Raw genomic sequence first — 15,224 nt, 5'->3', positions numbered from 1 at the left:
TGCTATGACTTTTAATTTTTACAATAAATATTAAGGTATTTATCGAGTTATGATTGAATTAAGCTTGGCTGTATTGCTCGCGTTCAGGTAGCCATCTTTCAATAATTAATTTGGCATTTTCAGGATAGTTCTGCTGAATATGGCGCGCGATACGTTGTACTTCAGGCAGCATATATTGGTCACGTAACAATTCGGCGACTTTAAAATCGACATTCCCCGTTTGCCGAGTACCTAATAACTCCCCGGGGCCTCTAATTTCCAGATCTTTTTGAGCAATAACAAAACCATCATTGCTATCACGCAGTACTTGTAACCGCTGTTTTGCCGTATGGGTCAACGGTGTTTTATAGAGAAGCACACAGTGGGAAGCGACTGCGCCGCGACCAACACGTCCTCTTAATTGGTGCAATTGGGCTAGGCCAAGCCGTTCAGGGTTATCAATGATCATTAAGCTCGCATTTGGAACATCAACACCCACTTCGATAACGGTAGTTGCAACCAGTAGCTGAATCTCATTATTTTTAAATGCCGCCATAATGCTTTGCTTTTCAGCCGGTTTCATGCGTCCATGTACTAATCCCACTTTCAATTCAGGTAGCGCTAATGCTAATTCATCACTCGTCGCTTGTGCCGCTTGTGCTTCTAATACATCGGAGTCATCAATTAAAGTACATACCCAATAGGCTTGGCGCCCTTCATCAATACAAGCTTGCCTGACACGTTCAATAATATCTTTACGCCGTGTATCTGGAATGGCGACTGTCGTTACCGGAGTTCGTCCAGGAGGCAGCTCATCAATGATAGAGGTATCCATATCGGCATAAGCGGTCATCGCCAGTGTGCGAGGGATAGGCGTTGCGGTCATGATAAGTTGGTGAGGATGAAAACCTTGTTGTTCACCTTTTTCACGTAGAGCGAGGCGCTGGTGAACACCGAATCGGTGCTGCTCGTCAATAATGACCAGTCCAAGAGCTTTAAACGTCACATGCTCTTGGAACAGGGCATGTGTACCAACAACCATACTCACTTCACCCTTGGCGATAGCCTCTTGTTGCTGCTCGCGCGCTTTACCTTTTTGTTTCCCTGCAAGCCAGCCCACATTGATGCCTAAAGGCTCAAACCATAATTTGAAGTTATTGGCATGTTGCTCAGCCAAAATCTCGGTGGGAGCCATTAAAGCCACTTGTTTGCCATTTTCAATGGCAGATAATGCAGCGAGAGCCGCGACCAGAGTTTTTCCTGAGCCAACATCACCTTGAATTAAGCGCATCATCGGTGCATCTTTAATCAGATCTTGCTCTATCTCGCCGACAACCCGTGTTTGTGCATGGGTTGGGGTAAACGGTAGGCTTGCCAAAAATTGGCTCTTTAATTGACCTGTGATCACCATTGGTTGAGCATAGAGGCGTTGGTGACCAGCTCGAATGGCTAACATGCTTAAATGGTGTGCGAGCAATTCTTCTAATATCAAACGTTTTTGAGCCGGGTGCTGCCCTTTCTCAAGCTCACTTAATGCCACATCAGGGGGGGGAGTATGCAAAAGGCGGATCGCGTCTGGGAGGCTGATTAAGCCACGACTAAGCTCTTCCGGTAGCAACTCTTTGATCTGCCCCCCTTCTAACAGCTTCAAAGCCTGTTCAATTAACTTTCTCAATGTTGCTTGTCTTACCCCTTCGGTTGTAGGGTAAACGGGTGTTAGGTTTTCTTGCAATGAGATATTTGAAGTATCTTGGGATACTTTATATTCAGGATGAATAATTTCAGGCCCAGTATTGCCACGACGGACTTCACCATATGCAATAACATGGCGGCCTTCTGCTAAGCTATTTTTCATGGCAGCAGAAAAATTGAAAAAACGTAATGTTAAATTCCCTGTACCATCGGTAATTAAGCAGGTCATCATTCGCTTACGACCAAACACCACTTTTGTTTGGAGCACTTCACCAACGATAGTCGCGGTTGTGCCCGGTAAAAGATCGCGGATTTGGTAAAGGCGAGTATGATCTTCATAACGAAGTGGAAGATGCAGCAATAAATCTTGAACGGTATTTAGGCCTATCTTGCTTAATTTTTCCGATTGGCTAGCCCCTACGCCGTGTAGAGTCGTCAGTGAAATGGTATCAAGCAGCCCACTGTTCATTATTTCTTCCTTAACCTAACTGTCGTTTTTTCATTTTTTCGGTTAACTGCATCTGTGCCCACCAAGACTCTTCAGCCTCTATTTGCCCTTGTGCATTAATATAGGGGCGAGGTAGGCCTTTACGTTTGGCAACCTCTGCAAGGACGGGATAGCCACCTTCAAATAGCCACTGCTGCTGCTCTTGCTCAGAAAGAAGGCTGGTTTCTCGAGAATACATTCCCGCAAGCTGCCGTTGGCGTTGTGCTTCATAGAGGATCAAGGCGGAAGCCACAGAAACATTCAGAGACTGTACCATCCCTACCATTGGAATGATAATGTGCTTATCAGCAAGCTCAAGCGCCTTTGCTGATATCCCTTTTTTCTCTTGTCCCACCATAATACAGGTCGGCTGAGTATAATCAATTTCACGAAAATCGACGGCTTGTTCAGACAAATGGGTGACAAGCACTTGCATGTTTTGTGATTTTAATTGGCTAATAGCAGCCTCTGTTGATGGGTGTGAAATCACATTGACCCAACTGTTACTGCCCGCAGCAGAAGAGACAGAGAGTTTAACTTGTTGGTCAGGCCAAATAGCATGAATGGTATGGATACCAACGGCATCTGCACTACGTACGATCGCTGAAACGTTGTGGGGTTTGTGAACTTCTTCAAGGCATATGGTGAGATCGGGTTGCCGCATCGCCATCATTTGGCAAATGCGGCGATAGCGGCGTTCATTCATCGTTAATTACGGTTCCGGCTAACACGTAACACATCAGGCATGATCCGGATCTTACGCATCACGTTGGCTAATTGAACGCGATTTTTCGTCGTTAGGCGGATAAAGGCACAATAAACTCGCCCATCTTTTTCTTCGGTATTCATGCTCTGAATGCTTGAGTTAGCATCATTAATGGCAGCTGTTAAATTGGCAAGGGCCCCTTGATGGTTAATCATATCGACTTTGATTTCAGCAATAAAATCGGTATCGGTATCATTATCCCACTCTACAGCCATAAATTTGTCAGGCTCTTTTTGATAGCCACGGATGTTACGGCAAGACTCGTGGTGAATAACAAGCCCTTTACCGGGGCTGATATGAGCCACAATGGGGTCGCCTGGGATAGGGCGACAACATTTCGCAAAGGTAATAAGAACGCCATCAGCCCCTTTTATGGAGAGCTTATTGCGTGTCGTCACGACAGGCTCATCTTCAGGTGCAGTCTGTGGATTACTTTGCAAATTACGCGCCACAACAACGCTCATCGCATTACCCAAACCAATTTCAGCAAGTAAGTCATCAATTGAATTGAGCTTCATGCGTGCTAATTCAAGATCGATATTCGCTTGTGGCACATCGTTGAGTTTACAACCCGCCCCGAGCGCATGATTCAATAGGCGACGGCCCAAATTGATGGAATCTTCTCGTTTAAGGTTCTTTAATAATTGGCGGATTTTCGCGCGCGCTTTTGAGCTGACAACAAAATTGAGCCAAGCTGCATTCGGTCTTGCACCAGGGGCAGTGATAATTTCAACCGTTTGACCACTGGTGAGTGCCTGAGAAAGTGGGTAAGGTTGGCGATCAACCCGAGCACCTACGCAAGCATGACCGATATCCGTGTGGACGGCATAGGCGAAATCGACCGGGGTTGCGCCTGTCGGTAACTCAACAATACGGCCTTCCGGTGTGAACACATAAATTTCATCAGGAAAGAGGTCAGACTTAACACTCTCGATAAATTCAAAAGAGCTTCCCGCACTTTGTTGTAGTTCAAGTAAACTTTGCATCCAGCGTTGAGCACGAACTTGAGCGGTAGTGCCTTGTTCGCCTTGCTCTTTATATGCCCAATGGGCTGCAACCCCCATTTCAGCCATTTGATCCATGTCTTCAGTGCGAATTTGCACTTCAACGGGAACACCATGTGGGCCGATTAATGACGTGTGCAGTGATTGGTAACCATTGGCTTTGGGGATGGCAATATAGTCTTTAATACGACCGGGACGCGGTTTGTAGAGGTTATGCATCTGCCCGAGGACGCGGTAGCAGGTATCAACATCTTTTACGATCACCCTAAACGCATAAATATCCATAATGGAATGGAAACGCTGCTCTTTAAGGTGCATTTTACGATAAATAGAGTAAAGATGTTTTTCTCGGCCACTGACTAGGCAGGGAATACCCGCTTCAGTAAGGCGACCATCAATTTCAGAGAGGATTTTTTGGATCATCTCTTTACGGTTGCCACGGGCGGCTTTGACCACTTCTTTAATAACGCGATAACGGTTTGGATATAACGCCTCAAAGCCCAGCTCTTCTAGCTCAGTTTTGATGTGGTGAATACCTAACCGGTGCGCAAGAGGGCTGTAGATTTCCAGCGTTTCTCTTGCAATGCGCCGACGCTTATCAGGCCTAAGCGACCCAAGCGTGCGCATGTTATGAGTGCGGTCTGCCAGTTTTATCAAAATGACGCGAATGTCTTTAACCATCGCCATGATCATTTTGCGGAAGTTTTCTGCTTGAGCTTCTTTTTTGTCGCGGAAGTTGAGTTTATCTAATTTAGACACACCTTCAACAAGCCCCGCAACTATGGTGCCAAATAGCTCTTCTATATCCTGAAATGTCGCAGGAGTATCTTCAATGACATCATGAAGTAGCGCTGCCATTAATGTTTCATGATCCAAACGCATTTGGGCAAGAATACAGGCCACAGCAACGGGATGAGTAATATAAGGCTCACCACTTGAACGGGTTTGTCCTTCATGGGCATCCCGTGCGACAACATAGGCTTTTTTCAGTAATTCAATCTGTTCTTCGGGAAGATACTTCTGAATTACTTGATTTAGGCTCTCAAACAGATACAAGGCAGACCCACCTTAGTAATTAGCGACGACCTTCAGCGATAGCAGAAACTGCTTGCATTTCAGCCGCTTCTTGCTCCTGCTGTTCTTGACGTTCACGTACATCCAGTATGTGACCGTTAATTAAACCTTCTTCTACTTCACGTAGTGCGATAACTGTATATTTATCGTTTTCTTCAGGAACTAAAGGATCTTTACCGCCAGTTTGCAACTGACGAGCTCGACGAGCCGCGACCAGTACAAGGTCAAAGCGGTTACCAATTTTTTCTACAGCGTCTTGAACCGTTACGCGTGCCATAAATGTGCTACTCCAAAAGAAATAAAAAAATGACCTGATATGATACTGAAACTATGCTCAGTCTGCCAGTAATTTGCTGATTAAAGCATCATGTCGCTGGACTTGGCGCTCCAATCTTAAGCGTTCGCTGCGAATAATCGATTGCAAATCGCTCAATGCGGTATTGAAATCATCATTTACAATGAGATAGTCGTACTCATTGTAATGTTCAATTTCGCCAACAGCTTGTGACATGCGTTTCTCAATGACCTCATCGCTGTCTTGGCCACGACCTCGCAAACGGCGATAAAGCTCATCTTTTGATGGCGGTAGTATAAAGATACTACGTGCTTCTGGCATGGCGGCACGAATCTGTTGCGCACCTTGCCAGTCAATATCGAGAAAAACATCAACCCCACTTTTGAGGACTTCTTCAATGATCGGCCGTGAAGTACCATAGTAGTTGCCAAAGACACAGGCATGCTCTAAGAACTCATTATTTTCGACCATTGCCAAAAATTCAGTTTCGGATACAAAGAAATAGTGCTCACCATGAACTTCACCGGGGCGTGCAGCTCTTGTTGTATGAGAGACTGAAACTTGAGTGTCATACAACGGTTGTGTTTTCAACAACGCCTGGATCAGGCTGGACTTACCTGCACCGCTTGGCGCAGAAACAATATATAATGTGCCTTGTATCATGATGGTTTCTTGAATAATCGAGGGTTAAACATAAATGATAATGATAAACCCCACATAGTATACACGGACTTACACCAACATGCAGCGTTATCAATCAAGCATGAAGCATGCTTGTTTCTCTTTAAGCTGCCATATTCTTGATGATATTCATTAACGCGAACGGCAAACGGCAGTGCGCTGATAGCGATTCATTTCTTATTGCATCTCAAATTATCTAGAGTATACAGCGCAATTTATTTAAGAAATAGATGAATTGCGAAGCCGTTCCAGAAAATATTTTTTTATTGATGCAAAGTACACTCTTTTTGCGAAATGTTTTGCAGAAGTATCGAAATTAAGCTGATAGTTTTGGATTATCGCGTCAGGATCGATGTGCAATCTGAAGGGATAACTAAAGGAATAAGGACAGCTTATGCAAAAGGGATTTGTTCAGGAAAAAAGAGGGCGGGCTGCTCAATACGTCTTTGTGGTACTGAGTTTTTACTGTAGCTATGTGTCAGCCGATGCAACACGGCTTTTTTATCCCCACCAATGCTCAACATTGAGTCAGGATGAGTTAAAAAAAGAGAGCCAAAAATTGGGTGAGCAATTGCAGCAATGGAACCGTCTATACCGTTTATCGGGGAATAGCCCCGTAACAGATGAAACATATGATCAACTGCTGAATACATGGCAACAATGGCAAAAGTGCCAAAATTTGTCTGGGCAATTACCGCCTATCCATTTGCCACCTCATTCGCGCACAGTCAAGCATCCTATTGTGCATACGGGCTTAAAAAAATTAAATGAAGTGGATATTGGAAAATGGATAGATACACGGGAGGAGGTCTGGCTACAACCGAAGGTTGATGGCGTTGCCATTTCGTTGGTTTATCAACAAGGGAAATTGGTTTCAATGATCAGTCGTGGAAATGGTATTGAGGGGCTTGAATGGCGTGATAAGGCGGATTTTATTCCAGCTATCCCCAAGCAACTACCGACATCACAACCACAGCTTATATTACAAGGAGAGCTATTTTGGCGGCTAAAAGATCATAGGCAACAAGCCAGTGGTGGGGTTAATGCCAGAAATCAAGTTGCAGGGTGGTTAATGCGCAAAAGTAAGCCTGTAACCCCTGAGGCCAATATTGATGTCTTTATTTGGGCATGGCCAGAGGGAGTGGGGAAAGCCGAAGAGCAATGGCGGCAACTGGCAAATTTAGGGTTTCCACTTACTCAGCAATATAGCCATAAAGTCACGACTATGGCACAAGTGAAAAAATGGCAGTCCTATTACTATCAACAGCCGATGCCTTTTGCGACAGACGGTATTGTACTTAAGTCATTTCCAACGCCACGGGTAGCGGCATGGCAAGTGAATCACAACAGTTGGTCTGTAGCTTGGAAGCATCCTTATGCTCGAATCGCCTCAAAAGTGACTGACCTCCATTTTCGCGTGGGGAGAACGGGGGCTGTGAGTGTGGTGGCGGAAATTGAACCTGTTGAACTAGATAGTAAAAAGGTGAGTCGGCTCTATTTAGGCTCATTGAAATCATGGCAGAAAAAGGATCTGCTGGTTGGTGATACTATTCAAGTGGCACTAGCGGGGCATGGTATTCCAAAACTTGAATCGGTAATTTGGCGCCTTCAACAACGCACCTACCCTGACTTATCTCAGTTTAAGCAGTTTCACGCTTTAAGCTGTTTTGTAATGACTCCTCAGTGTGAGCAGCAGTTTGTTGCTCGTTTAAATTGGCTAGGCAAGCAATTGAAGATAAAAGGAATTAGTGAAGCTACTTGGCGTGAATGGGCAGAACATTACCATCTGAATAAGCTGACAACATGGTTATCTCCAAGTTGGCAAACCAGTCTACCCAATACTAAAAAAACCAAGAAAATCATTGAGCAATTTAGGCTGGTGGGGCAGCAACCACTCATGAATTGGCTAAAAGGCTTAGGGATCCCTTTAAAAGATAAACATTTATCATTAATTACAGAATTAAGCCTATTAAATAATACGCTTTTTTTAGAGGGGTTAGGTTTGTCTATCATACAAAAAACAAAGCTTAATCAATGGCTTTCAACACCGGATATCAAAGAGATATTTCAGGTTATTGATGAGATAAGAAACGGGCCATCAATCTAACCGCTTGATGGCCTAAATTGTTAATCTTGGCTTTCGTAGTTAAAAATGGGTAACCCTAAGCGATAACGTATGGCGATGAGCCGTGCGCTTAGTCCCGCGATGAGGGTAATAATAACGACGATGTCTTGTGGTAGTGGGGTATATAAAAGCCCAATATACAGCCATGCAGCGGCAAATGAGACGCCAGCATAAACTTCTTTTTGGAAAACGAGGGGGATGGTGTTACATAGCATGTCACGAAGGACACCGCCAAATACTCCGGTAATTACAGCAGCAATCGCGGCAATCACTGGGCTATAATTCATATCAAGGGCTATTTGGGCACCTAGAATTGAGAATACAATAAGGCCTATCGCATCTAAAATTAGAAACAAACGACGTAAATGTTTCATCATTGGTGCGATCCAAATAGTAACGATAGCGGCACCGGCGACTGTCAAGATATATTCGGGGTTTTGAACCCAACCTAATGGATAGTGCCCAAGTAAGACATCGCGCACAGAGCCTCCGCCAATGGCGGTCGCTGAGGCAATAATAATAACGCCGAAAACATCCATTTTACGGCGACCGGCTGCGAGGGCGCCTGTCATGGCCTCAGCGGTAATACCAATAATATAAAGAACACTTAATAACATAATGATTCTATTCGACACTAAAGTGATTGCTAAAGGGTAATATTACTTATAGAAATTCTCGACTGAGATTTTCTAGTGCCTTACAAAATAGATTAGTTAAAGTAATCCGATAGCCCATATTAAGAGATGTCAAAGGATAACAGATTGAACGGCAAATTACCTTATAAAGAAACTCAAATAACGCACGATAAGCGAAGTCATCAACTTACAAATATTAATGTTTGGACAGCGGATAGCCAATGGATAGCTTATGATGTTCGCCCTAGTCCGAGTTCATTTACTGGGTTGACCATAGAAAAAATTCATATTGAGCGTCAGATGCCATGTGAAATCTATCGCGCTAATCATGGTGCGCATGTGGGTGTTGTGACGGTAAGTGCTGAAGAGCCGCCTCGTTATGCCTTTATTCATGGCCCTGAATTTCCTGATGAGCAGTGGCAATACGATTTTCATCATCGCAGAGGCGTATACGTTAGAGATGATAAATTAGGAGAAGCGCATTCAATTGATGCCAAGTGTATTACTCCACCTTATCTTGCAGGAGCATTAAGAGGAGGAACACATGTTCATGTCTTTAGTCCCGATGGTAAGTGGTTAAGTTTTACTTATAACGACCATGTTATGCATGAAAGAGATATTCGGTTAGATCAACGTAATGTTGCTATCGCTGTTCCTATCAAAGCAGTCAATGTGGAGCCGAAAGGTCATCAACGTGAGTATAGCGGGGAATATTTCTGCTGTGTTATTTCTCACACAACCCCAGAGCCGATTCTTGGCAGTCATCAAATCAGCCGAGCCTACGAAGAAGGTTGGATTGGGCAAAAAGGGTATTTATCAGATAATGGGCAGTGGCAAAGCAGGGCAATCGCGTTTATTGGTGATACTCACTCGCTTGATGGTGAAATTATTCCTGAAATCTTCATCGTTGACCTGCCCGAGGATGAGAATGCCTTTATGCAACAAGGTGATTTCCCGCTGCAAGGCACGGATTCTCGGCTACCTTTTCCCCCTAAAAATATTCAACAACGTAGGTTGACATTTACCCATGAGCGGCAATATCCAGGGCTGGCGAAACAACCAAGGCACTGGTTACGTTCATCGCCTGATGGCCGTTTTATTGCCTGTTTAATGAAGGATGATAATGGCGTTGTTCAGTTATGGTTAGCCAGTACATCGACAGGAAGCCTTAAGCAAATTACACAGTGTTCCTCATCTATCCAATCTGCCTTTAGTTGGGATAGTCAGGGCAAGCATATTGCCTTTATTTGTGATAACAGCGTGATGCGTTGCAATGTGATTTCAGGTGAATTAGAAAGATTGACGGTGCGAAGTGCAACCGCTCCCGTTGCGGACGCCGTTGTGTTTTCACCTGATGACCGTTTGATTGCTTTTATGCGTGATGACACAAAGGGGTATAGGCAAATTCATATTGTAGAAACAGGCTTAGGATGCTAAATCGCATGCTAGGTAACCACCTAGATAAAGTAAGAGAGAAGAGGCGAAAGTGCCTCTTCTCAATACTCGAAATATAATTAATTAGCTAGTGTTTATAGTGTTAATTAATTATATCTTAGTAATTTATTCGGTGATTTAATCATTATTAAATCGTGTTAATTAGAATAACATTGAAAAAAGTATGCAAATAAAGAGTAAAACAAAGAGTAATTAATTATAAAATTAATACTCATTAACTGAATATGTTACTTGTAACAAATACGCTATTCTAGATTGCTCTCTAAAGAGTCTGGGTGGTTATTTATTGGGTATTAGCTTGTTTATCGAGTGCTTCAATACGCTTTTTAGGTGAACTCTCTTCAGAGTTACTATCAGATTTCACATAATCTAAGGGAATAAGCAATGTGTCCATTACCGCGGTAAAGGGTAAATCAATCGCTAATAGCGGGCGCATAACCCAGCCAGTATCTTTATCTTTAATCATTTCGATACTGTTTTTAGAGCCGGGGTAATAACCGTCAGAAGGCCCTGCATGAGTCATAATGCTTGAACAACCTGAAAGTATTAATGGTGTAAAACATATCAATATTCTTTTTAGCAATAGTCCAGCCATATAGTCCATTTAACCTATGTTTTAAATTTATTATCTTTCCCTGTGACAATAATAGCTAAAAATCAAAAATTCACAATCACAGCATAATATGAATTGTTGAATTTGTATTATAAAAATTGATAACTGTCTAAACAAATGATCTATTTTGTTACCAATATTAACTAATATCATTGAATGTTTAATACGTATATGTATTGGCATCAATCGGTGAGCTAATCTCTTTTTCATAAATGACGAACTGTGGACTAATGCACATATTACTTTGTTTTTATTTGACATAATCGATTCAGTTGTACGTTTTATCGTCTTTCACGTTACGCTTTGTAAGTGACTTTTCGTCAAAAGGATAGCGGTCTATGAGTGAATTAGCTCTTACTGTGAGTTTGTTGGCGTTAGCTGCTGCACTTGGTTTATGGATAGGTAATTGGAAAATCCGTAATGTTGGCCTTGGGATCGGCGGGGTATTATTTGGCGGTATTATTGTCGGCCATTTCGCACAAAGCTATGGTTTACAACTCAATGGTCACATGCTGCATTTTATTCAGGAATTTGGCTTGATCCTGTTTGTTTATACTATCGGTATTCAAGTGGGGCCAGGTTTCTTCTCATCATTGCGTGTTTCTGGATTAAAACTAAATGGCTTTGCTTTATTAGTTGTTGTATTAGGTGCTGTAGTAACCGCGGTTATCTACAAATTAGCCAATATTCCGTTACCAATTATTTTGGGGATTTTTTCTGGTGCGGTCACGAATACGCCTTCTTTAGGTGCAGGCCAGCAAATACTCACTGACTTAGGCTCGGACCCTGCGCTGGTTGGGCAAATGGGAATGGGATATGCCATGGCTTATCCGATGGGCATATGTGGTATTTTGCTAGTAATGTGGTTGATCCGTATCATTTTTAGGATCAGTGTTGATAAAGAAGCCGCAGCTTTTAGCAGCCAGAATGTGCATCAGCGAGAAACATTGCAAACGATGAATATTGCGGTTCGCAATACCAACTTAGATGGCTTGATGATGCAAGATATTCCTTTATTAGGAAGTGAGGATATTGTTTGCTCAAGATTGAAAAGAGGCGAAATGCTTATGGTGCCTCAGCCTACAACGGAAATTCAATTAGGCGATTTACTGCATGTGGTTGGGCAAAAAGAAGACCTTAATAAAGTCCGTTTAATTCTTGGTGAGGAGGTGGATGCATCATTATCGACATCTGGCTCAATACTTCACTCTGTTCGTGTAGTAGTAACAAATGATTCAGTATTGAGTAAACGTCTACGTGATCTGAACTTAAAACAGAAATATGACGTGGTGGTCACTCGACTAAATCGAGCAGGGATTGAGCTTGTGGCGAATAATAATTCAGTACTGCAATTCGGTGATATTCTCAATATTGTGGGAAGGCCTGAGTCTATTGAAGCCGTTAGCGCATTGCTTGGCAACGCCAAACAAAAACTACAGCAAGTACAAATGCTACCTGTGTTTATTGGTATAGGTCTTGGTGTTGTGTTGGGGTCGATACCTCTTTTTATTCCGGGTTTCCCCGCAGCATTAAAACTTGGGCTGGCAGGTGGACCATTGGTCATCGCACTGATTTTAGGGCGTATAGGCACCATAGGGCGTTTATATTGGTTTATGCCGCCTAGTGCTAACCTTGCATTACGGGAGCTCGGTATTGTGATGTTCCTTGCTGTGGTCGGTTTAAATTCAGGCGGTGGTTTTATTGATACCTTAGTTAAAGGTGATGGGCTAACTTGGATCGGCTACGGTTTATTAATCACCTTTGTTCCGTTATTTATTACTGGTCTTATCGCTCGGATCTTCGGCAAGATGAATTACCTCAGCCTGTGTGGTGTGTTGGCAGGTTCAATGACAGATCCACCAGCACTGGCATTTGCTAACAATATTCATTCAACCAGTGGGGCACCGGCTCTCTCTTATGCAACCGTCTATCCTTTAGCGATGTTTTTACGCATTATTTCACCGCAGCTATTGGCGATTTTATTTTGGACATTGTGACGATAGTTGCTAAAAGTGATGATGGGCGAGAAGGGTATTTAGATATATAGAGGTAAAAATGGTGTTTATTCAAACGATGAATAATCTAAAAAGATGGTTTAATACAGTTGAATGATATTCGTAATGTAATATTTGATTACGGAGTTCTCGCTAATTTTTAGCCCTTTTAATTCATAAAAGGGCTTTTTTTTATTTTTAGGGTATCAGGTATCTATTAACCGTGTTAGTTAACCAGTCATCCTTGATATACAAGGATGACAACAGGCTAACGACAGGAACATCTAACATTCGACAGTTTGATAAGCCAATTCTAATTCTTCAGCAAGGATAGCAATACCTTTCTCGATTTTTTCTGGCTCTGGCACATAATTCATACGCATACATTGATGTGCATGTGGCCAGTTTTCTTCTAGACCAGGGAAAAAGTAATGTCCCGGAACCATTAAAACACCGCGTTTTTTTAGTCGTTGATAGAGTTCTAAGCTATTAATCGGCAAATCTTTGAACCATAACCATAAGAAAATAGCACCTTCAGGCTTATGGATCAGACATTTATTTTCAGGAATATAGCGACGGATAATGCGGATAACCTCTTCTACACGTTGTTTATAGAAGGGGCCAATAACATTTTTTGATAAAGAAATCAGATCATCCCGCTGCAACATTTCCAACGCTAATGCAGGACCAACACTACCCGGTGCAAGGCTAATAATGCCGTTCATGTTACTCACCGCTTCAATGATCTCTTCATTCGCGATGATAATACCGCAACGAGTACCGGGTAACCCTAGCTTAGACAAGCTCATACACAGAATGACATTCTCATTCCAAAATGGCGTCGCTTCACTAAAAATAATGCCAGGGAAAGGAACTCCATAAGCGTTATCAATGAGTAATGGAATGTTGTGTTGCTTTGCCAGTTTATCAAGGTGCTCCACTTCCTCATCGGTTATCACGTTACCGGTAGGGTTTGTTGGGCGTGAAACACAGATAACACCAATATCATCAGTTACTTCTAATGTATTAAAATCAACGTGATATTTAAATTGACCATTCGGTAAATATTCAATTTGTGGCTTATTTGCCACAAATAGATCGTCATCTAGCCCTGAATCGGCATAGCCAACATATTCGGGGGCTAGTGGGAATAGAACCTTACGAGTGATGCCATCTTCAAAACGACCAGCAAGCAAGTTAAATAGGTAGAAAAACGCGCTTTGGCTGCCATTGGATAGGGCAATATTTTTGGCGCTAATATTCCAGCCTAGTTTTGCTTTTAGGGTTGCTGCTAGCGCTTTCAACATGGCATCTTTACCTTGTGGGCCGTCATAGTTACACAAAGTATCCGTTAATTTACCGTTGGCGCACATTTCTGCTAATAGTGTTTGGAAATAGGCATCCATCTCAGGGATATGAGCAGGGTTCCCACCACCTAGCATAATTGCACCGGGAGTTCTCAAGCCATCATTCAAGTCTTTCATTAATGTTGATATACCTGAATTTTGTGCGAATTTATTACCGAATTTAGAAAATATCATCTCATTTATTCACATATGTTAAGTAGGTTGTTAATGGAATTTAAAAACATACTCTGCTCGACAAGAGAGTTCAACAGCTTCAATCAATATAGCATTGATACAAAATACTGCTTTTTTATTAACTTCTGGGCTGATATTTGTGAAAATTGGTTAAAATATGGTGAATGTTGCTTTTGATAATGGGGGTGATGCCGATTCATTCTGATTTATTTATATTGGCAACAATCTTTTAAATGGTCATTAATCATGCCTGTCGCTTGCATAAAAGCATAACAAGTAATGGAACCAATAAACTTAAATCCACGTTTTTTAAGTGCTTTGGATAAACGTTTTGAAAGCTCTGTCTCTGTGGGAACTTGAGTGTGAGACTGCCACTGGTTGACGATAGGTTTGCCACCCACAAATTGCCATAAAAATGTTGAGAAATCCTCGCCGTTTTCAGCCATTTTTAAATAAGCCTTTGCATTAGCAATAATCGCGTTAATTTTAGCGCGGTTCCGAATGATACGAGGATCTTGCATTAAGCTGTCAACATCTTGTTCACTCATCATGGCAATTTTTGCAGGATCAAACTGATGGAACAGTATGCGATAATCTTGGCGTTTTTTTAAAATGGTGTACCAAGAAAGCCCAGCTTGTTGACCTTCTAAGCAGATCATCTCAAATAGCTGTTGGTTATCCTTTGTTGGCTTCCCCCATTCATTATCATGGTAGGCAATATATTCTGGGTCTTGATTTACCCAATGGCAACGAATTGGCGATGAATTCATTTTGTCTCCTTTCAAGGGGGCAAAAGCTTATATGCCTTATTTATACTGTATAAATGTCCAGTTTAAAAGAGACAAAATAAAGTTTTTTTATTTATAGGGCAAATAGACGTAGA

At 42.3% G+C, this 15,224-nt stretch carries 12 protein-coding genes; 3 read left to right on the top strand and 9 right to left on the bottom strand.

The window, feature by feature from the left end; genetic code table 11:
• Positions 1–58 precede the first annotated feature (58 nt).
• From recG to gmk, 5 genes are read right to left on the bottom strand one after another with little or no spacing between them, the layout of a single operon-like run.
• The gene (recG, locus tag PR833_RS10145) at positions 59–2,140 is read right to left on the bottom strand and encodes an ATP-dependent DNA helicase RecG (RefSeq protein ID WP_150376089.1); all 2,082 of its coding nucleotides are present in this window, start codon (positions 2,138–2,140) and stop codon (positions 59–61) included.
• A gap of 10 nt (positions 2,141–2,150) precedes the next feature.
• A complete protein-coding gene (gene trmH / locus PR833_RS10140) occupies positions 2,151–2,864 on the bottom strand; it encodes a tRNA (guanosine(18)-2'-O)-methyltransferase TrmH (RefSeq protein ID WP_040132696.1) in 714 nt (237 codons plus the stop codon).
• 2 nt (positions 2,865–2,866) lie between these two features.
• Positions 2,867–4,984, bottom strand: a complete 2,118-nt coding sequence (gene spoT, locus PR833_RS10135) for a bifunctional GTP diphosphokinase/guanosine-3',5'-bis pyrophosphate 3'-pyrophosphohydrolase (RefSeq protein WP_004923698.1) — start codon at positions 4,982–4,984, stop codon at positions 2,867–2,869.
• Positions 4,985–5,003: 19 nt separating this feature from the next.
• Positions 5,004–5,279: a DNA-directed RNA polymerase subunit omega gene (rpoZ, locus tag PR833_RS10130; protein WP_004262665.1), complete on the bottom strand. Its 276-nt coding sequence runs from the start codon at positions 5,277–5,279 to the stop codon at positions 5,004–5,006.
• Positions 5,280–5,336: 57 nt separating this feature from the next.
• Entirely contained in the window at positions 5,337–5,960 is a 624-nt protein-coding gene (gmk, locus tag PR833_RS10125; protein WP_004923701.1) for a guanylate kinase, read from the bottom strand.
• Between the two features lie 412 nt (positions 5,961–6,372).
• Between gmk and ligB the strand changes: the two genes are divergently transcribed.
• The gene (gene ligB / locus PR833_RS10120) at positions 6,373–8,085 is read left to right on the top strand and encodes an NAD-dependent DNA ligase LigB (RefSeq protein ID WP_249890631.1); all 1,713 of its coding nucleotides are present in this window, start codon (positions 6,373–6,375) and stop codon (positions 8,083–8,085) included.
• Between the two features lie 20 nt (positions 8,086–8,105).
• On the opposite strand, the gene PR833_RS10115 is transcribed toward ligB, so the two are convergent.
• Positions 8,106–8,720, bottom strand: a complete 615-nt coding sequence (locus tag PR833_RS10115; RefSeq protein ID WP_014656991.1) for a trimeric intracellular cation channel family protein — start codon at positions 8,718–8,720, stop codon at positions 8,106–8,108.
• 126 nt (positions 8,721–8,846) lie between these two features.
• Between PR833_RS10115 and PR833_RS10110 the strand changes: the two genes are divergently transcribed.
• The gene (locus PR833_RS10110) at positions 8,847–10,175 is read left to right on the top strand and encodes a DUF3748 domain-containing protein (protein WP_272526076.1); all 1,329 of its coding nucleotides are present in this window, start codon (positions 8,847–8,849) and stop codon (positions 10,173–10,175) included.
• A gap of 301 nt (positions 10,176–10,476) precedes the next feature.
• Here the strand turns inward: PR833_RS10110 and PR833_RS10105 are convergent, their stop codons facing one another.
• Positions 10,477–10,716 carry a YceK/YidQ family lipoprotein gene (locus PR833_RS10105; protein WP_336298698.1) on the bottom strand — a complete coding sequence of 80 codons (240 nt, stop codon included), beginning with the start codon at positions 10,714–10,716 and terminating at the stop codon, positions 10,477–10,479.
• Positions 10,717–11,144: 428 nt separating this feature from the next.
• Here PR833_RS10105 and PR833_RS10100 point away from each other — a divergent pair, with 428 nt between their 5' ends.
• Entirely contained in the window at positions 11,145–12,803 is a 1,659-nt protein-coding gene (locus tag PR833_RS10100) for a putative transporter (protein ID WP_004923717.1), read from the top strand.
• A 281-nt stretch (positions 12,804–13,084) separates the two neighbouring features.
• On the opposite strand, the gene PR833_RS10095 is transcribed toward PR833_RS10100, so the two are convergent.
• Both PR833_RS10095 and PR833_RS10090 read right to left on the bottom strand, forming a co-directional pair.
• Positions 13,085–14,341 carry a valine--pyruvate transaminase gene (locus PR833_RS10095; protein ID WP_014656988.1) on the bottom strand — a complete coding sequence of 419 codons (1,257 nt, stop codon included), beginning with the start codon at positions 14,339–14,341 and terminating at the stop codon, positions 13,085–13,087.
• Between the two features lie 206 nt (positions 14,342–14,547).
• Positions 14,548–15,111, bottom strand: coding sequence for a DNA-3-methyladenine glycosylase I (locus PR833_RS10090; RefSeq protein ID WP_004923725.1), 564 nt, complete (start codon positions 15,109–15,111; stop codon positions 14,548–14,550).
• Positions 15,112–15,224 lie beyond the last annotated feature (113 nt).

This window comes from Providencia sp. PROV189, from assembly GCF_028480065.1.
Taxonomy (GTDB): Bacteria; Pseudomonadota; Gammaproteobacteria; order Enterobacterales; family Enterobacteriaceae; genus Providencia; species Providencia stuartii.
The sequence above is the reverse complement of the archived record's forward strand: the minus strand, read 5'-3'. Positions and strand labels throughout refer to the sequence as shown.

Coding starts and splice junctions, on each gene's coding strand:
- recG (WP_150376089.1), bottom strand. CDS start 2,140: ATGAACAGTGGGCTGCTTGATACCATTTCACTGACGACTCTACACGGC.
- PR833_RS10095 (WP_014656988.1), bottom strand. CDS start 14,341: ATGATATTTTCTAAATTCGGTAATAAATTCGCACAAAATTCAGGTATA.
- ligB (WP_249890631.1), top strand. CDS start 6,373: ATGCAAAAGGGATTTGTTCAGGAAAAAAGAGGGCGGGCTGCTCAATAC.
- PR833_RS10110 (WP_272526076.1), top strand. CDS start 8,847: ATGTCAAAGGATAACAGATTGAACGGCAAATTACCTTATAAAGAAACT.
- PR833_RS10105 (WP_336298698.1), bottom strand. CDS start 10,716: ATGACTCATGCAGGGCCTTCTGACGGTTATTACCCCGGCTCTAAAAAC.
- PR833_RS10090 (WP_004923725.1), bottom strand. CDS start 15,111: ATGAATTCATCGCCAATTCGTTGCCATTGGGTAAATCAAGACCCAGAA.
- PR833_RS10100 (WP_004923717.1), top strand. CDS start 11,145: ATGAGTGAATTAGCTCTTACTGTGAGTTTGTTGGCGTTAGCTGCTGCA.
- trmH (WP_040132696.1), bottom strand. CDS start 2,864: ATGAATGAACGCCGCTATCGCCGCATTTGCCAAATGATGGCGATGCGG.
- rpoZ (WP_004262665.1), bottom strand. CDS start 5,279: ATGGCACGCGTAACGGTTCAAGACGCTGTAGAAAAAATTGGTAACCGC.
- PR833_RS10115 (WP_014656991.1), bottom strand. CDS start 8,720: ATGTTATTAAGTGTTCTTTATATTATTGGTATTACCGCTGAGGCCATG.
- gmk (WP_004923701.1), bottom strand. CDS start 5,960: ATGATACAAGGCACATTATATATTGTTTCTGCGCCAAGCGGTGCAGGT.